The following is a 16,944-nucleotide window of genomic DNA, read 5'->3' as shown; positions in this document are numbered from 1 at the left end:
ACCGGCGGGCCGTTAGGCTCGGTCGTCGTGGCAGTCCCGAATCGCATGCGCCGAGTCCTGCTGAGCACGACCGTGGTGCTCGGCACGCTGCTGGCGGGCTGCGCGCAGTTCCCGGACGAGCACACCAGACCGTGGGGCGACCCGCCGTCGCTGGAGCCGCAGGCCGGCCCGCAACCGTCCTTCGAGAGCGAAGCACCGCCGCCGCAGACCGGCACCCGGCCGGACGAGCCCGCCCAGCCGGTGGGCTGCGAGGACCCCGATCCGGCCGTGGTGGCGACCTGCCTGGACCCGGTCGGCGCCATCGCGGTGCTGCCCGACGGCAGCGCGGCGCTGGTCGGCGAGCGCGCCACCGGACGCGTGCTGCGGGTGGCGCGCGATGCGGAACCCGTTGAGCTGGCGAGGATTCCGGTCGACGCGAGCAGCGGCGGAGGCCTCACCGGGCTGGCGCTGTCCCCGACGTACCACGAGGACGAGCTGTTCTACGCCTACGTCACGACCGGCAGCGACAACCAGGTCGTGCGGGTGGCCGCGGGCGACCGGCCGAAGCCGGTGCTGACCGGCATCCCCAAGGGCTCGCGCGGGAACTCCGGCGCCCTGCTCGACGACGGCCAGGGCGCGCTGCTGGTCGCCACCGGCAACGCGGGCAACGCCGGCAACGCCGCCAACCCGCAGTCGCTGGCCGGGAAGCTGCTGCGCATCGACGGCTTCGGCAAGCCCGCGCCGGGCAACCCGGACCCGAAGTCACCGGTCGTGGTCTCCGGTCTGACCGACCCGACCGGGCTCTGCGGCACGCCCGCCCTGGGCATGTACTGGGTGACCGACCGCCTGGCCGACAAGGACGCGCTGTTCCGGCTGAAGCTCGGCGAACCGCTGGGCGCGCCGTCGTGGACGTGGGCGGACCGCCCGGGCGTCACCGGCTGCGCCGCCGACCCGGCGAACGTGGTGGTGGCGCTGCGCGATGCCGCCGCGCTCTACACCCTGAGCCCGGCGCCGGACGGCACGGTCACCGGCCAGCCGGCGAAGGTGATGGAGAAGACCTACGGCCGCTTCTCGGCGGCGGCCCTCGCCTCCGACGGCCTGATCTGGCTGGGCACCGCGAACAAGGACGGCGGCGCCCCGATCTCCAGCGACGACCGGGTGATCCGCCTCGAGCCCCCGACCGGCGGCACCGCGGGCAAGGACTGATCAGCCCCCGTTCACCCCGCGGTCGGTCAGGTCGGTCAGCAGGTCGATCGCCTCGTCGTCGGTGAGGTCACCGGTCGCGGGGTGCCGCTGGACGAGCTTGGCGTGGGCGAACTGCTGCCACAGCGCCGAGATCGCCAGCGCGGTGGCCGCCGGGCGGTCCGAGACGCCCGCGAGGTGGCCCGCGAGGTGCTGCAGGTCCGGTTCCAGCAACTTCGCCAGGCGGTCGGCGAACTGCCGGTCGACCTGCGCCGCCTGCCCGAGCGCGAGGATCAAGGTGCGGTTGTCCTGGAAGAACCGCCAGTACTGCGCCACGTGCCAGCGGATCGCCTCGCGCTTGCCGAAGTCCGGGTCGTGCGCGGTGTCGGCCGCGACCGCCCGGTCGCTGGCCTCGATCATGTCCGCGAGCAGCGATTCCAGCAGGGCTTCCTTGCTGCCGAAGTGGTTGTAGAACGACCCGGCGGCCCGCCCTGCCTCGGCGGTGATGTCGGTGATCTTGGCGTTGAGGTAGCCGACCCGGTCGAAGACCCGCTGCGCGGCCGCCTTCAGCGCGGCTTCGGTCTCCGCGGCCCTGGCCTTGCGGCTGTCCGCCATCGCACCTCCCGTTCCTTGACAGGAACGCTAGCAAGCTCCATTCTGAATCTGGATTCACTGAATCACGATTCACCGAGGAGCGCGCATGGACACCCGAGTGCTGATCGCCGGCGCGGGCCCGACCGGTTTGACGCTGGGCGTCGAGCTGGCCCGGCGCGGCATCGATTTCCGGATCATCGACGCCGCGACCTCGGCGTTCGCCGGATCGCGCGGCGACGGCCTGCAACCCCGGACGCTGGAGGTGTTCGACGACCTCGGCGTGCTCGACGAAGTGCTCGGCAGCGGAGCGCCGCCCTTCCCGATCCGCGCCCACGTCGGCGGCAGGTACGTCGGCGAGCGCCGGATGGTCGAGCTCACCGAGCCCACCCCCGACGTCCCGCACCCGCACCCGTGGGTGCTGCCCCAGTGGCGCACCGAGGAGATCCTGCGCAACCGGCTGGCCGAACTCGGCGGGCACGTCGAGCGGGGCGTGGAACTCCTTGATCTCCAACAGGTTCCCGGCGGCGTGACGGCCAGGCTCAGCACGGGAACGGCGCGAGCGGCGTTCCTCGTCGGCGCGGACGGCGGCCGAAGCGCGGTGCGCAAGGCGCTGGGCGTGGACTTCGTCGGCGAGACGGACGAGAGCATCCGCATGCTGCTCGGCGACGTGCAGGTGACCGGCCTGGACCACAGCTGCGGCCACTGGTTCGGCTCCGCCGAAGACCCGGCCCGGGGCATCGCGCTGACCCCGCTGCCCGGCACGGACTCGTTCCAGTGCGCCGCCCCGCTCCCGGATGGCGTCGAGACCGCGACGCTGGCCACCCTGCAAGCGCAGCTCGACGAGTTCTCCGGCCGCACCGACCTCCGGATGCACGACCTGACCTGGTCCACGGTGTGGCGGCCGAACATCCGCATGGCGCGTCGGTTCCGCCAGGGCCGCGTCTTCCTCGCGGGCGACGCCGCGCACGTCCACCCGCCGACCGGCGGCCAAGGCCTGAACACGGGCATCCAGGACGCCTACAACCTGGGCTGGAAGCTCGCCGACGGCAGCGCCGACCTCCTCGACAGCTACGAGCTGGAACGGCTACCGGTCGCCGCATCCGTCCTCGGCCTCAGCGCGGAGCTCCTCCAGCGCCACGTCGAAGGCCACGCCGAGGCGCACCGCCGCGGCCCGGAGACGCACCAGCTGACCATCTCCTACCGGAACAGCCCGCTCTCCCGGGACGAACGCACCACCCCGGGCCGGGTCCGCGCAGGCGACCGGGCTCCCGACTCACCGCTGCGCGATGCGAGCGGAAAGCAGATCCGCCTCTTCGACCTCTTCCGAGGCACCCACTGGACCCATCTCGCCTTCGACGCAGAACCACCGGCGACCTCGTCGAACGTCCAGGCCCACCGCATCTCCCCCACCGGCACGTCCCTCGTGGACCCCGACGCGACGGCCCGAGACATCTACGACGTCTCCCCCGGCACGCACGTCCTGATCCGCCCGGACGGCCACATCGCCCGCATCACCCGCTGAGAGCACGGAGGGCACCTCGCGGCGATCGCTCGCCACGAGGTGCCCTCCGCCGGGAGAACTACTGGCCGCAGGCCGCCAGCACCAGCTCGCGGACCCGCTTGGCGTCCGCCTGGCCCTTGGTCGCCTTCATGACCGCACCGACGATCGCTCCCGCCGCCTGCACCTTGCCGCCGCGGATCTTGTCCGCCACGTCCGGCTGGGACGACAGGGCCTCGTCGATCGCCTTCTGCAGGGCCGAGTCGTCGGAGACGACCTCCAGGCCGCGGGCCGCCACGACCTCGTCCGGCTCGCCCTCGCCCGCCAGCACGCCGTCGACCACCTGGCGGGCCAGCTTGTTGGTCAGCTTGCCCTCCGCGACCAGGGCGATCACCCGGGCCACCTGCTTCGGCGTGATGTCCAGGTCGGCCAGCTCCACACCACGGGTGTTGGCCTGCTGCGCGAGGTAGGAGACCCACCAGGAACGGGCCTCGCCCGGCTGCGCTCCGGCCTCCACCGTCTCGGCGATCAGCTCCAGCGCACCGGCGTTGACCAGGTCGCGCAGCTCCTCGTCGGACAGGCCCCACTGCTCCTTGGCGCGCTTGCGGCGCTCCCACGGCAGCTCCGGCAGCGTCTTGGCCAGCTCCTCGACCCACTCGCGGGACGGCGCGATCGGCACCAGGTCCGGCTCCGGGAAGTACCGGTAGTCCTCGGAGGTCTCCTTGCGGCGGCCCGCCGAGGTGGAGCCGGTGGACTCGTCGAAGTGCCGGGTCTCCTGCAGGATCGAGCCGCCGGAGGCCAGCACCGCGCCGTGCCGCTGCATCTCGAAGCGCACCGCGCGCTCGACGCTGCGCAGCGAGTTGACGTTCTTCGTCTCGGTGCGGGTGCCGAACTCGGTGGTGCCCTTCGGCATCAGCGACACGTTCGCGTCGCAGCGCAGCGAGCCCTGGTCCATCCGCACGTCGGAGACGTCCAGCGCGCGCAGCAGGTCCCGCAGCGCGGTGACGTAGGCGCGGGCGACCTCGGGGGCGCGCTCACCGGCACCGGTGATCGGCTTGGTGACGATCTCGATCAGCGGCACGCCGGCGCGGTTGTAGTCCAGCAGCGAGTGGACGGCGCCGTGGATGCGACCGGTGCTGCCGCCCACGTGCAGCGACTTGCCGGTGTCCTCCTCCATGTGCGCGCGCTCGATCTCGACGCGGAACGTCTCGCCGTCGTCCAGCACCACGTCGAGGTAGCCGTCGTGCACGATCGGCTCGTCGTACTGCGAGGTCTGGAAGTTCTTCGGCATGTCCGGGTAGAAGTAGTTCTTCCGGGCGAACCGGCACCACTCCGCGACCTGGCAGTTCAGCGCCAGGCCGATCCGGATCGCGGCCTCCACGGCCTTGCCGTTGACCACCGGCAGCGCACCCGGCAGGCCCAGGCACACCGGGCACACCTGGGAGTTCGGCTCCGCGCCGAAGGCGTTGGCGCAGCCGCAGAACATCTTCGTGTTCGTGGACAGCTCGACGTGCACCTCGAGGCCGAGCACCGGGTCGAACCGGGCCAGGACCTCGTCGTAGTCCATGATCTCGGCGACGGAGGTCACTTCTCGTCCTCCTCCTCGCGCAGCGCGCGCACGGCCAGCGCGGTGCCGGTGATCAGCCCGGCCGCGGTGATGATCGCGTCCGCCAGCTCCAGCTTGTCCTTCTTCTCCCGCGCCGCGCGGATGCTCGCCCGCAGGCCGAACGCCGCGGACAGCACCGAGGCCAGCTGGAACGCCGCCTTCAACTTCGGGTTCATACCGCCACCTCCAGCTCGGGCACGCGGAGCGCACCGCGCGCGGTCTCGTACGCCGCCCCGACCCGGTAGAGCCGGTCGTCGGCCATCGCCGGGGCCATGATCTGCAGCCCGACCGGCAGTCCGTCCTCATCGGACAGTCCGCAGGGGACGCTCATGGCGGCGTTGCCCGCCAGGTTCGACGGGATGGTGCACAGGTCGGCGAGGTACATCGCCATCGGGTCGTCGACCCGCTCGCCGATCTCGAACGCCGTGGTCGGGGTGGTCGGCGAGACCAGCACGTCGACCTGCTCGAACGCGGCGTCGAAGTCGCGGGTGATCAGCGTCCGCACCTTCTGCGCCTGCCCGTAGTAGGCGTCGTAGTAGCCCGAGGACAGCGCGTAGGTGCCGAGCATGATGCGCCGCTTGACCTCCGGGCCGAAGCCGGCCTCGCGGGTCAGCGACATGACCTCCTCGGCGCTGTGCTCGCCGTCGTCGCCGACGCGCAGGCCGTAGCGCATGGCGTCGAAGCGGGCCAGGTTCGAGGAGCACTCGCTCGGCGCGATCAGGTAGTAGGCCGGCAGCGCGTAGGTGAAGTGCGGGCAGGAGACCTCGACGACCTCCGCGCCCAGCGCGGACAGCTGCTGCACCGCGGCGTCGAACGCGCGCTGCACGCCTGCCTGGTAGCCCTCACCGGAGAACTCGCGCACCACGCCGACGCGCACGCCCTTGAGGTCACCCGAGGCGCCTTCGCGGGCAGCGGCGACGACCGCGGGCACCGGCTGCGCGATCGAGGTGGAGTCCAGCGGGTCGTGCCCGCCGATCACCTCGTGCAGCAGCGCGGCGTCGAGCACCGTGCGGGCGCACGGCCCCGGCTGGTCCAGCGACGAGGAGAACGCGACCAGGCCGTAGCGGGACACGCCGCCGTAGGTGGGCTTCACGCCGACCGTGCCGGTCACCGCGCCCGGCTGGCGGATGGAGCCGCCGGTGTCGGTGCCGATGGCCAGCGGCGCTTCGAACGCGGCCAGCGACGCCGAGGAACCGCCGCCGGAACCACCCGGGATGCGGTTGAGGTCCCACGGGTTGCGGGTCGGGCCGTAGGCGGAGTTCTCGGTCGACGAGCCCATCGCGAACTCGTCCATGTTCGTCTTGCCGAGGATGACCACGCCCGCCTCGCGCAGCCGCTTGGTCACGGTCGCGTCGTACGGCGGAACCCAGCCCTCGAGCATCTTGGAGCCGCAGGTGGTGGGCATGTCGGTGGTGGTGAACACGTCCTTGAGCGCCAGCGGCACGCCGGCCAGCGGCGAGGCCGCCCGGCCCGCGGCGCGGTCCTCGTCGACGCGGCGGGCCGCGGCCAGCGCGCCCTCGGTGTCGACGTGCAGGAACGCGTGCACGGCCGAGTCGACGGCCGCGATCCGGTCCAAGTGCGCCTGCGTCACCTCGACCGACGAGACCTCACCCGCCTCCAGCTTCGCGGCGAGCTCGGACGCGGCCAGCCCGGTCAGGCTGCCGCCAGATGCGGTCGTCATCAGGCCTCCTCGGTGAGAATCCGCGGCACGCGGAACCGGTCCTCTTCAGCGGCGGGCGCAGCAGCGAGCGCCTGCTCGCGCGTCAAACCCGGCCGCACCTCGTCCTCGCGGAAGACGTTGGTCACCGGCACGGCGTGGGACGTCGGCGGGATGTCGTCCGCAGCGACCTCTCCCACCTTGGCCACCGCATCGAGGATCTGGTCCAGCTGGCCGGCGAAGGTGTCGAGCTCGGCCTCGGTGACGGCCAGCCGCGCCAGGCCGGCGAGGTGCGCGACCTCGTCGCGGGAGATCTTGGACACTGCGAAGGCTCCCTGGTCATGTCCGGTTTCACGGGTACCGCTCAGTCTATTGACCAGGCCGCCTGGAACGTTCCTGGGGTTGCGTGCGTGCGCGCAACCGCTCGCCGGACCGCGCCCCTGGGAACCTTCGCGAACCGCCGATCGTTCCACTGCGTGGACGGCGGTGGCACCGCTGGTCACCCGCGTCTGCCACAATTTCAGGGCCAGTTCCTCGCACGAGGAGCCGCTGGAGTGCGGCCTCGTGCGCATCGGAGCAGCGCGACCGGCGAGGTGTCGCGCATGAAACTGGAGGCGTTGAGTCCGGTGTCCTTCCTCATCCGGGTGCAGATTCCGGACCGGCCGGGCAATCTCGGCTCGGTGGCGAGCGCGCTCGGCGAGATCGGTGCGGACATCCTCAGCGTCGACGTCGTCGAGCGGGTCGGTGGCGTGGCGATCGACGACCTGGTGGTGGAGCTGCCCTCCGGGCGCCTGCCGGACGTGCTGATCACCGCGGCCGAATCCGTCGAAGGCGTCACCGTCGACGCGGTCCGCCCCTACGCGGGCGTGCTGGACACCCACCGCGAGCTCGAACTGGTCGAGGAGATCGCCGCCGAACCCGGTCGCGGCCTGCAGATCTTCGCCGAGGGCGTCCCCAAGATCATCCGTTCCGGCTGGGCGATCGTCTTCGGGCACCGCTCGGGCGGCGCGGAGCAGCTGGCGGCGAGCACCTCGGCCCCGCAGGAGGGCTACCTGGAGCTGCCGTGGCTGCCGCTGCCGCGCGCGGCGATCCTCGACGGCGACGACACCTGGGTCCCCCAGACCTGGCAGGAGCTGGGCACCGAACTGGCGGCGACGCCCATCGGCAAGCCGGACCGCGTCCTGCTGGCGGGCCGTCCCGGCGGCCCGATGTTCCGGGCCGCGGAACTCGCCCGCCTGGCCCACCTCGCAGGAATCGTCTCCGTCGTCCTCGACAGCTGACCCGTCGGCGTGTCCGACCACGACACGCCGACGCCCGCGGACAACCACCGCAATTTCAATGGAAATCAGCTCCACGATTTCAATGGAAGTTGCGTCTCATCGGCGTGTCGCTCATCGACACGCCGATAGCGTGCCGGTGAGTTGTGCAATTTCAATGGAAATCGGACGTCTGATTTCCATTGAAATTGCGTTCCCCGCCGGACGCCGGGGTAGATCGCGGGTTCCCGGCAGGCTCAGAGGTCCAGCAAGAAGGCCAGCAGGCTGACGTCCGGGACCGGTTTCCAGTCCCGCTCCGGGCAGCGCTGGAAGCCGAGGCCCCGGTAGAGCTTCTGCGCGGTCGTCGAGGTGTCCTTCACGCAGAGCACCACTCGCTCCAGCGCGTCCTGGCGGGCCCGGTCGATCACCGCCTGCACCAGCGCCCGGCCGACACCGTTGCCCATCGCCTCCGGCGCCACCGCCAGCATGCGGAACTCCAGCTCGCCGGGCCGCGACACCTCCGCGTAGGCGGTGCCGGGGCGGACCACGGTGACCGTGCCGACCGGCTTGTCACCGGTCACTGCCACCAGCAGCTCCGCCTTCTCCGCGCGGTCGGCCGCGTCGCGAAGCACCGGTGCGTAGTCGACGTCGGTGGGCAGGCTGCCCGCCTCGGTGTAGGCCCGCACGGAGATCTCGCCGATCGCCTCGTACTCCTCCGGCCGGGCCACTCGGATCGTCGTCATGCCGAAAATCCTGCCCAAGCGCACCGACAGCGGCCGGTCATTCCTCCTCCGCGGGCAGCGCGACCGCCTGCGCGGCTTCCGGGCCGTCGTCGAGCAGCACCCGGAAGCCGTTCTCGTCCAGCACCGGCACCTTGAGCTGCATCGCCTTGTCGTACTTCGACCCCGGCGAGTCGCCGACCACCACGAACGCCGTCTTCTTCGACACCGATCCCGCCGCGCGACCGCCGCGCGCCATGATCAGCTCCTTGGCCTCGTCCCGGGAGAAGGTCTGCAGGGTGCCGGTGACCACGATGGACATGCCTTCGAGGGTGCGCGGGATCGACTCGTCGCGCTCGTCGGCCATCCGCACCCCGGCGGCCCGCCACTTGCGCACGATCTCCTGGTGCCAGTCCACCGCGAACCACTCGCGCACCGCGGTGGCGATGGTCGGACCGACCCCGTCGGCGGCCGCCAGCTCCTCCTCGGAGGCGGCCTCGATCCGGTCCAGCGAACCGAACTCGCGGGCCAGCGCCTGCGCCGCCGTCGGGCCGACGTGCCGGATGGACAACGCCACGAGCACCCGCCACAGCGGCTTCTCCTTGGCCACGTCCAGGTTGGCCAGCAGCTTGGCGCCGTTGGCCGAGAGGTTGCCCTCCTTGGTGGTGAACAGCGGGGTCTTGAGCAGCTTCGCCTCGTCGAGGTCGAAGATGTCGCCCTCGTCGTCGATCACCCCGGCCGACAGCAGCGCGCCCGCGGCCTCGAAGCCGAGCGCGTCGATGTCGAGCACCTTGCGGCTGGCCAGGTAGAACAGCCGCTCGCGCTGCTGCCCGGGGCAGCCCTGGGCGTTCGGGCAGCGCAGGTCGACGTCGCCCTCCTTCTGCTGCGCCAGCGGCCAGCCGCACTCCGGGCAGGTCGCGGGCATGACGAACTCGCGCTCGTCGCCGGTGCGCACGTCGACCACCGGGCCGAGCACCTCGGGGATCACGTCGCCGGCCTTGCGGATGACGACGCGGTCGCCGATCAGCACGCCCTTGCGGCGCACCTCGTCGGCGTTGTGCAGGGTCGCCATCGACACCGTGGAACCGGCGACCTTCACCGGCTCCATCACCGCGAACGGCGTCACGCGCCCGGTGCGGCCGACGTTGACCTGGATGTCCAGCAGCCTCGTGGTGGCCTGCTCCGGCGGGTACTTGTAGGCGATGGCCCAGCGCGGCGCGCGGGAGGTGGTGCCGAGGCGGCGCTGCAGCGGCACCTCGTCGACCTTGATCACGATGCCGTCGATCTCGTGCTCGGCGGAGTCCCGGTGCTTGCCCCAGTAGTCGATGTGCTTGGTCAGCTCGTCCACAGTGGACAGAACCACGGTGTGGCGGGACACCGGCAGCCCCCACGCCTTGAGCGCCGCGTAGGACTCGGACTGCCGCTGCGGCTCGAAGCCGTCCCGCTTGCCCAGGCCGTGGCAGATCATCCGCAGCGGCCGGGAGCGGCTCACCCGCGGGTCCTTCTGCCGCAGCGAGCCGGCGGCGGCGTTGCGCGGGTTGGCGAACGGCGGCTTGCCCGCCTCCACCAGCCCGGCGTTGAGCTCGGCGAACTCGTCGACGCGGAAGAACACCTCGCCGCGCACCTCGACCAGCGCGGGCACCGGGTACTCGTCGCTGCCGGTGAGCTGCTCGGGCACGTCGGCCATGGTGCGCACGTTGAGCGTGACGTCCTCGCCGGTGCGGCCGTCGCCGCGGGTCAGCGCCCGCTCCAGCCGACCGTCCCGGTAGAGCAGGTTGATCGCCAGACCGTCGATCTTCAGCTCGCACAGGTAGTGCGCGTCGCCGCCGATCTCGCGCTCCACCCGCTCGACCCAGGTCTGCAGCTCCTCGGCGCTGAACGCGTTGTCCAGGCTCAGCATCCGCTCGAGGTGCGCGACCGGGGTGAACTCGGTGGAGAAGGTGCCGCCGACGACCTGCGTCGGCGAGTCCGGTGCCTGCAGGGCGGGGTGCTCGGACTCCAGCCGCTGGAGCTGCCCGAACAGCTCGTCGAACTCGCCGTCGGAGATCGTCGGCGAGTCGAGCACGTAGTACCGGAACTGGTGGCCGCGGACCTCCTCGGCGAGTTCCGCGTAGCGCTCGCGCACGTCGGCGGGAACGTCCTCGACGCCCTCGGCCGCCCGGTCGGCGGCTGGGTCGGTCGGCACGTTCGCCTCAGCGCCGTTGTCCGGGTTGCGGTCGTCCACGTCCTTGCTGGTCACGCCCCGAGACTAGCGAGCGACCCCGACAACGGCACGCAGCGCCTCGCCGACCGCCGCGCCCGATTTCGCGCGAAGATCGACGCGGTCCCGGGTGAGGGAGGTGGTTCAGGACTCCGGGGTGGTGGTGCGGTCCAGGTCGCGGACCAGCTCGCGGAGCTCCAGCAGGCCGATCGCGCCCTCCGGTTCCTGCTCCGCGGTCTCCACGCGGCCCAGCCGGTCGGCCGCCAGGCGCTCGCCGAGGGTCGCGTCCAGCGGCAGGAAGGTCAGCGCCTGCCGGGCCTTGTCCTCCAGGGCCTGGAAGCCGGGGTGGTAGACGGCCACGTCGACCACGCCTTCGGCCTCGTCGACCTGCGCGGCCACCCGCACCTCGCCGAGCGGGTACTTCTCGCCGCGGAGGTTCACCGTGACCCCGGTCGGGTCCGGCACCGGCGGCACCGAGTCGTGGTACTCCCACAGCGTGTCCTGCGGCGGTGCCGCGGCGATCCAGGCGTCGGTGTAGGGCCGCAGCTCGGGATCGGCCTGGCCGCTGAGCACCAGCGCGTACACGGCCTTCTCGCCGTGCTCGATGGCGAAGGTCAGGTTCGGGTGCACCGAGGCGACCATGTCGGCCACCAGGTTCTCGACGCGCTGCGGCTCGCTGTCGCCGAGCGCGGAGGCCAGCTCGGGCAGCAGGTCGTCCCACCGCTGCCAGAACTCCGCGGCGCGAGCAGCCGCCTCGGCGGGCACGTCGACCGGTTCGGCTGCGGTCTCTTCAGCGGCGCGGCGGCGGAGGAAGCTGAACATGCTCCCCATTGTGCCGGTCGCGCCGTCCGGTCCGGGGCCGAACGGCCGGACTCACCCCGCCAGCTCGGCGGCGACGATGCCCGCCAGCTCGCCGATCTCCAGGCCCCGCACCTGCCGCGCCGCGCCCAGGACCCCGGTCAGCGCGGTCAGCGGGTCATCGTGAGTGGCCAACCGCACCGCCTCGGCGGCCCGCAGGTGCGCGCGGATCTTGCTGCACGGCCGGCTGCGCACGCTCTGCCAGGACAGCTCCCGCACGGCGGCGGCGAGCTCACCGTGGTCGACCGGGGCCCCGGTGCTCAGGGAGCACGTGGTGCGGCGCAGCACGGGGTGGTCGACGCAGTCGGCGGTGACGATGACCTGCCGTGCGACGGCTGCCGCGGCCTGCCGCAGCGGCTGCTCACCGGCCGAGCGAAGCGCGGAGATCAGCTCCGCGGGGTAACCGGCGACGTGCTCCAGCGGATCGGACACCGCGACCAGGTCGTCCGGCCACGGCGCGACGGGGAAGGTGCGCAGCCGTCCGGCCAGCCAGCCCGGGCTCGGCGGCAACCCGGTGATCCGCCCGGCCAGCACGAGCATCAGCGCCACCGGATCGGCCTGCGACCACGGCAGATCAACGCGCAGCTGTTCCAGCGCGTCGGGATCGGCGCCCTCCCGGATCTCCGGCAGCACCGCCTCGAACGCGGTGCTCAGCTGCCCGCGAACGGCGTGCGAGAAGCGGGTCAGCCCGCTGCCGTCCCAGAACACCGAGACGGCCTCGGTCTCCGCGACCCGCCGCAGCACCTCGGGCCGCCGCCCCTGCTGGCCGCTGTCCTCCAAGACCAGCACCCAGTCGCCGAGCTGCTTGAGCGCGATCATCGGGTGCTTCTCCTGGTTGGCGAAGGCCTCCTCGCAGAACTCGTCGACGTCGAGCTCACGATCGCACGCGACGATCGCCCCGAACGCCTCGGCCACTTGGCCGAGATTGCCACCGCGCACGAAAGTAAGGCACGCCGCTTCCTGGATGATGCTGCGCCGAACCCACCCGGCCCGCTCGATCTCGCTGACGCAGTAGCTGCCCACGACCACCTTCCTACCAGCGTACGAAGGCCCTCACCGCCAAATCGGAAAAAGACTCGGCAACTCCGACCACCCGATCACCCGCGCAAGTCCACAGAGGACTCTCCAGGAGGTCCCGGTTGCGCCACTTGGATCAACTCGGTGGTCGGCCGCACCGTTCCGTCGTGCGGGCCGTCAACGCTCGAACGATGCGATTCGCTACTGCGCGGCTTCGTCTGCGAAGAGCTTCGCCAGGTCTCGGGTGAGGTTGATCGCTCGGCGGGACCACGCCGGGGTTGCGCCGGCGAGGCCGCAGGTCGGGGTGGGGACGCTTCGCTCGGCGAGGGCCTTGCGGGCGAAGCCGAGGCGGGAAGCCAGGTCGAACGCGGGCTGCGCGAAAGCGCGCAGTGCGTCGTGGGCCGGTTGGGTGCTGGGGACCAGGCCGAGGAACAGCGTGGTTCCCTCTTCCCAGGCTTCGCCGAGTTCGTCGGCCAGTTCGCCGGAGACGTCGCCGAGGCCGGTGGCGTCCAGCGCGATCGCTCCCGCGCCGGCGCGGCGCAGCAGCGCCACCGGTGGGCGGCGGGCGCAGCAGTGCACGATGACCGGCGATTCCGTTGCCTCACCGAGCTCTTCGATCACCCCGCCGAGCAGGCTCTGCGCTTCGGGCGCCGGAACAGCGGGAACCTTGCCGTAGCCGGAGGGCGTGGGCAGGGCGCCCGCCAGCACCATGGGAAGCATCGGCTCGTCCAGCTGCACCACGACGCGGGAGCCGGTGCGGCTGGCCACCTGCGCCACGTGCTCGCGCAGCCCTTCGGTCAGCGACTCCGCGAAGTCGCGCAGCGCGCCGTGGTCGGTGAGCACCCGGTGCCCGCGGTGCAGTTCGATGCCCGCCGCGAGCGTCCACGGGCCCGCGGCCTGCACCTTCACCGCGCGCGGTGCGCCCTTCTCGGCGACCGCCTGCTCCACCGCGTCCAGGTCCCAGCGCAGCAGGTCGACGGCGCGCTGCTGATCCCGGCCGGGGCGACCGGCGACCCGGTAGCCGGAGGGCACCACCTCGACCGCCAGGTCCACCAGCAGACCGGCGGTGCGACCCAGGATGTCGGCGCCGACCCCGCGGCCCGGCAGTTCCGGGAACGGCGCCAGGTCGGGCAGTTCCCCGACCACGGTGCGCGCGGTCTCCACCGGATCCGTGCCGGGCATCGACCCGATGGCGGTGGCGATCCCCGGACCCCAAGCTGCGTCAGTCACCCCGCCATTATCGACAGCCCGCGCCCGACCGCCCGACCGGGCGGCCCGGTGCAGCGGCGCGGCCTCTGGGCGCGGCGATTTCGCCCTCCTGAGCTCCTTTTCTGCTGGTGGTGGCCCGTGAGTGCTTTGGGGTGCTATAGCCCCTCGAAACACTCACGGGCCCTGACCAGTGGAAACGGAGCCTCAACTGGCGAGCTGGTCGCGGAGGACGCGCTTGAGGAGCTTGCCGGAGCTGTTGCGCGGCAGGTCGTCCAGGAAGTGGATCTCCTTGGGCACCTTGAACCCGGCCAGCTGCGCGCGGGCGTGCGCGACCAGTTCCGCCTCGGTCACCTCGGCCTTGAGCACCACCACCGCGGCGATCCGCTCGATCCACTTCGGATCGGGCACCGCGACCACCGCCACCTCGGCCACCGCCGGGTGGGCGTAGAGCACGTCCTCCACCTCGCGGGAGGCGACCAGCACCCCGCCGGTGTTGATCACGTCCTTGATCCGGTCCACCACGAAGACGTACCCGGCCTCGTCGCGGCGCACCAGGTCGCCGGAGTGGAACCAGCCGCCGCGGAAGGCCTCGGCGGTCTCCGCGGGCTTGTTCCAGTACCCGGTGCACAGCTGCGGCGACCGGTAGACGATCTCGCCGGACTCCCCCGGCGCGACCTCCGCGCCCTGCTCGTCGACGACCTTGGCCTCCACGAACAGCACCGGCCGCCCGGCGGAGTCCGGCCGCTCGTCGTGCTCCTCCGGGCGCAGCACGGTGGCCAGCGGCGCGATCTCGGACTGCCCGAAGCAGTTGTAGAAGCCGAGCTCGGGCAGCCGCTCCCGCAACCGCCGCAGCACCGGCCCGGGCATGATCGAGGCGCCGTAGTAGGCCTTGCGCAGCGATTTCAGATCACGCTCGGCGAAATCGGCGTGGTTGGCCAGCGCGACCCAGACGGTCGGCGCGGCGAAGAACGAACCGATCCGCTCGTCCTCGATCCGCCGGAGCACCTCGCCCGGTTCCAGCACCTCCAGCAGCCGGTTGGTGGCCCCGATCATCAGGTTCGGCAGCAGGAACACGTGCATCTGCGCGGAGTGGTACAGCGGCATCACGTGCAGCGGCTGATCGTCCTCGGCGAAGTCCAGCGCCGCCAGGCAGGACAGGTACTCGTGCAGCAGCGCGCGGTGCGTCATCATCGCGCCCTTGGGCAGCGACGTCGTGCCCGAGGTGTAGAGCAGCTGCACCAGGTCGTCGTCGGCGACCTCCACGTCGAGTTCGGGAACCGGCCCAGCGACGCATCGCGCCAGCAGCGAATCCTCGTCGCCGCGCAGCGGGATCACCTGCTGCACCGGGGTTTCGGCCCGGACCCGGTCGAGTTCGCCCGCCAGCGCGGGATCGACCAGCGCGATGCTGCTCTCCGACTGCGCCAGCAGGTAGGCGAGTTCACCGGAGGTCAGGTTGTAGTTGATCGGCACGTGCACCAGTCCGGCCCGCGCGCAGGCCAGGAAGCCGATCAGGTAGGCGTCGGAGTTCTTGCCGTAGGCCGCGATCCGGTCGCCCTTGCGCGCACCCGCGGCCAGCAGCACGCCTGCGGCGCGGCTGACCGCGTCGTCGAGCCCGGCGTAGGTCCACTCCGCCTCCCGCCCGGCGCCGTCGACGAACCGCAGCGCGATCCGGTCCGGAACCCGTGCGGCGCTGCGCCGCAGAACATCGGCAACGGTGCTGGCGCGAAGATCGGACATGGGGCCTCCATTCCGCAGGTGGTCGGCAGACCCTAACCGCGCACCGCGCCTGCTTTCCAGAACTCGCGCAGCGCCGCGTTGACGACGTCAGCGCGCTGGCTGTGCGGCCAGTGCGAAGCGCCGTCGACCCGCAGCAGATCCGCACCGATGCGTTCGGCGGTGACCGCAGCGCACTGCATGATCGGTTCTCCGCCGTGCTCCCGGTACGCCTGCGGCGCGTTCTCCCAGGTACCGGTGATCACCAGCTTCGGGAACGCGCCGAGCCGCTCCAGCGGGATCTGCGCTTCCCAGGCCGGGAACTCGTTCAGCGCGGTCCGCGTGGCCCGGGCGAGTTCCGGGGTCGGCTCGGGCGCTTCGAAGCCGACCGACTCGAAGTTCAGGCGCACCAGCTCCGCGTCGGAAAGATCCGGCGGCACCGACGCGACGGCCGCGCGGTTGCGCTCCAGAGCCGCCGCGACCAGCGGTGCGTCAGCGGCGACCTGGAAGCACGCGGGCTCGATCAACGTCAACGACAGCACGGAATCCGGAGCGCGCGTCGCCGCCAGCATCGCGACCACACCGCCCGAGGAGTGCCCGACCAGGTGCGCGCCGTCGCCGAGCAGCTCGGCGATGTCGTCGGCGTCCTGCGCGTAGTCGCTGCGCTCGACGTCCGGGCTGCCGCCGTAGCCGCGCCGGTCCGGCAGCACGATCTGGAAGTCCTCGGCCAGCGGGAGCTGCGCGCCGAAGCCGAACGCGTCGTGCGTCGCCCAAGAACCCGAGCCGTGCACGAACACCGCGCGCTCGCCGGTTCCCCGTTCGGTCACGTGAATCGCTGTCATGCGGTGATCATGTCGTCACCGCCGGCGATGCGACAAGCTCAGCTGCGCAACGCGGCGATCGCCGCCGCGAGCGCGGCGTCGCGGAAGTGCTCCGGTGGCCCCTCGGTGAGCGCGCAGTCCTGCAGTCCGCCGATCGCCACCGTCGCCTTGGCGATCTGCGCCGGCGTGGCGTCCTCGCCCACCAGCATCTGGTAGGTCCGGTCGCGCCAGTCGAGCATCTGCGCCATCAGATCGAGCTGCGCCAGCGATGCGATGTCCCGGAACACCATCACGTACACCTGCCGGTGGCGCAGCACCACGTCGAAGTAGTCGGCGAGGAACTGCTCCGCGCTGCTCCCGCCGCTCTCCGCCAGCAGCGCTTCGACCTCGTCGACCAGCGGCTGCACGATGCCGCGCACCAGGTCGGCCTTGGACGCGAAGTGGTAGTACAGCGCGGCTTTGGTGATGCCGAGCCGTTCGGCCACCTCGCGCAGGCTGGTCTTCTCGAACCCCTGGCGGGCGAACAGCTCGGCGGCGACCGCGCGGATCTCCGCGCTGGTGTCGACCCGTGTCCTCGGCATCGGCGTCCTCCTCACCGCAGATCCTAGTACTTACCGCCCGGTAAATTACTTGCC

At 71.8% G+C, this 16,944-nt stretch carries 16 protein-coding genes; 3 read left to right on the top strand and 13 right to left on the bottom strand.

Annotation, left to right across the window (positions count from 1 at the left end):
- Positions 1–27 precede the first annotated feature (27 nt).
- Complete coding sequence (locus C4T78_RS13285; RefSeq protein WP_235863817.1) at positions 28–1,185, top strand: PQQ-dependent sugar dehydrogenase; 1,158 nt, start codon at positions 28–30, stop codon at positions 1,183–1,185.
- Here C4T78_RS13285 and C4T78_RS13280 read toward each other — a convergent pair whose 3' ends face one another.
- Positions 1,186–1,776, bottom strand: a complete 591-nt coding sequence (locus C4T78_RS13280; RefSeq protein ID WP_093357546.1) for a TetR/AcrR family transcriptional regulator — start codon at positions 1,774–1,776, stop codon at positions 1,186–1,188.
- Between the two features lie 85 nt (positions 1,777–1,861).
- Here C4T78_RS13280 and C4T78_RS13275 point away from each other — a divergent pair, with 85 nt between their 5' ends.
- Entirely contained in the window at positions 1,862–3,277 is a 1,416-nt protein-coding gene (locus tag C4T78_RS13275) for an FAD-dependent monooxygenase (RefSeq protein ID WP_093357547.1), read from the top strand.
- Between the two features lie 58 nt (positions 3,278–3,335).
- On the opposite strand, the gene gatB is transcribed toward C4T78_RS13275, so the two are convergent.
- From gatB to gatC, 4 genes are read right to left on the bottom strand one after another with little or no spacing between them, the layout of a single operon-like run.
- Positions 3,336–4,841 carry an Asp-tRNA(Asn)/Glu-tRNA(Gln) amidotransferase subunit GatB gene (gene gatB / locus C4T78_RS13270; RefSeq protein WP_093357548.1) on the bottom strand — a complete coding sequence of 502 codons (1,506 nt, stop codon included), beginning with the start codon at positions 4,839–4,841 and terminating at the stop codon, positions 3,336–3,338.
- Positions 4,838–5,035, bottom strand: coding sequence for a hypothetical protein (locus C4T78_RS13265; protein ID WP_093146729.1), 198 nt, complete (start codon positions 5,033–5,035; stop codon positions 4,838–4,840). Before C4T78_RS13265 ends, gatB begins: the two co-directional genes overlap by 4 nt.
- Positions 5,032–6,540, bottom strand: coding sequence for an Asp-tRNA(Asn)/Glu-tRNA(Gln) amidotransferase subunit GatA (gatA, locus tag C4T78_RS13260; RefSeq protein WP_093357550.1), 1,509 nt, complete (start codon positions 6,538–6,540; stop codon positions 5,032–5,034). Before gatA ends, C4T78_RS13265 begins: the two co-directional genes overlap by 4 nt.
- The gene (gene gatC / locus C4T78_RS13255; RefSeq protein WP_093146731.1) at positions 6,540–6,839 is read right to left on the bottom strand and encodes an Asp-tRNA(Asn)/Glu-tRNA(Gln) amidotransferase subunit GatC; all 300 of its coding nucleotides are present in this window, start codon (positions 6,837–6,839) and stop codon (positions 6,540–6,542) included. Before gatC ends, gatA begins: the two co-directional genes overlap by 1 nt.
- 303 nt (positions 6,840–7,142) lie before the next feature.
- Here gatC and C4T78_RS13250 point away from each other — a divergent pair, with 303 nt between their 5' ends.
- Positions 7,143–7,796, top strand: coding sequence for an ACT domain-containing protein (locus tag C4T78_RS13250; protein ID WP_093357672.1), 654 nt, complete (start codon positions 7,143–7,145; stop codon positions 7,794–7,796).
- A 233-nt stretch (positions 7,797–8,029) separates the two neighbouring features.
- On the opposite strand, the gene C4T78_RS13245 is transcribed toward C4T78_RS13250, so the two are convergent.
- The 8 genes from C4T78_RS13245 to C4T78_RS13210 all read right to left on the bottom strand — a co-directional run bounded on the left by C4T78_RS13245 (position 8,030) and on the right by C4T78_RS13210 (position 16,890).
- Complete coding sequence (locus C4T78_RS13245; RefSeq protein WP_093357551.1) at positions 8,030–8,515, bottom strand: GNAT family N-acetyltransferase; 486 nt, start codon at positions 8,513–8,515, stop codon at positions 8,030–8,032.
- Positions 8,516–8,552: 37 nt separating this feature from the next.
- Positions 8,553–10,730: an NAD-dependent DNA ligase LigA gene (ligA, locus tag C4T78_RS13240; RefSeq protein ID WP_374703873.1), complete on the bottom strand. Its 2,178-nt coding sequence runs from the start codon at positions 10,728–10,730 to the stop codon at positions 8,553–8,555.
- 105 nt (positions 10,731–10,835) lie between these two features.
- Positions 10,836–11,513, bottom strand: coding sequence for a hypothetical protein (locus C4T78_RS13235; RefSeq protein ID WP_093357552.1), 678 nt, complete (start codon positions 11,511–11,513; stop codon positions 10,836–10,838).
- Positions 11,514–11,564: 51 nt separating this feature from the next.
- The gene (locus C4T78_RS13230; protein ID WP_093357553.1) at positions 11,565–12,572 is read right to left on the bottom strand and encodes a DUF6461 domain-containing protein; all 1,008 of its coding nucleotides are present in this window, start codon (positions 12,570–12,572) and stop codon (positions 11,565–11,567) included.
- Between the two features lie 195 nt (positions 12,573–12,767).
- Entirely contained in the window at positions 12,768–13,796 is a 1,029-nt protein-coding gene (locus C4T78_RS13225; protein WP_093357555.1) for a methionine synthase, read from the bottom strand.
- Positions 13,797–13,979: 183 nt separating this feature from the next.
- A complete protein-coding gene (locus C4T78_RS13220; protein ID WP_093357556.1) occupies positions 13,980–15,512 on the bottom strand; it encodes a fatty acyl-CoA synthetase in 1,533 nt (510 codons plus the stop codon).
- Between the two features lie 32 nt (positions 15,513–15,544).
- Positions 15,545–16,330, bottom strand: a complete 786-nt coding sequence (locus C4T78_RS13215) for an alpha/beta fold hydrolase (RefSeq protein ID WP_093357557.1) — start codon at positions 16,328–16,330, stop codon at positions 15,545–15,547.
- Positions 16,331–16,368: 38 nt separating this feature from the next.
- Positions 16,369–16,890 carry a TetR/AcrR family transcriptional regulator gene (locus C4T78_RS13210; protein WP_093357559.1) on the bottom strand — a complete coding sequence of 174 codons (522 nt, stop codon included), beginning with the start codon at positions 16,888–16,890 and terminating at the stop codon, positions 16,369–16,371.
- Positions 16,891–16,944 lie beyond the last annotated feature (54 nt).

The sequence above is a fragment of the Saccharopolyspora kobensis genome (assembly GCF_900108315.1).
In the GTDB taxonomy this organism is placed as follows: domain Bacteria; phylum Actinomycetota; class Actinomycetes; order Mycobacteriales; family Pseudonocardiaceae; genus Saccharopolyspora; species Saccharopolyspora kobensis.
This window is presented reverse-complemented; position numbering and strand designations above follow the sequence as displayed.

Bases quoted from the DNA above. Each gene is read 5' to 3' on its own strand.
- C4T78_RS13275 (WP_093357547.1), top strand. From the start codon at position 1,862: ATGGACACCCGAGTGCTGATCGCCGGCGCGGGCCCGACCGGTTTGACG.
- C4T78_RS13210 (WP_093357559.1), bottom strand. From the start codon at position 16,890: ATGCCGAGGACACGGGTCGACACCAGCGCGGAGATCCGCGCGGTCGCC.
- C4T78_RS13265 (WP_093146729.1), bottom strand. From the start codon at position 5,035: ATGAACCCGAAGTTGAAGGCGGCGTTCCAGCTGGCCTCGGTGCTGTCC.
- C4T78_RS13215 (WP_093357557.1), bottom strand. From the start codon at position 16,330: ATGACAGCGATTCACGTGACCGAACGGGGAACCGGCGAGCGCGCGGTG.
- C4T78_RS13220 (WP_093357556.1), bottom strand. From the start codon at position 15,512: ATGTCCGATCTTCGCGCCAGCACCGTTGCCGATGTTCTGCGGCGCAGC.
- C4T78_RS13245 (WP_093357551.1), bottom strand. From the start codon at position 8,515: ATGACGACGATCCGAGTGGCCCGGCCGGAGGAGTACGAGGCGATCGGC.
- gatA (WP_093357550.1), bottom strand. From the start codon at position 6,540: ATGACGACCGCATCTGGCGGCAGCCTGACCGGGCTGGCCGCGTCCGAG.
- C4T78_RS13235 (WP_093357552.1), bottom strand. From the start codon at position 11,513: ATGTTCAGCTTCCTCCGCCGCCGCGCCGCTGAAGAGACCGCAGCCGAA.
- C4T78_RS13280 (WP_093357546.1), bottom strand. From the start codon at position 1,776: ATGGCGGACAGCCGCAAGGCCAGGGCCGCGGAGACCGAAGCCGCGCTG.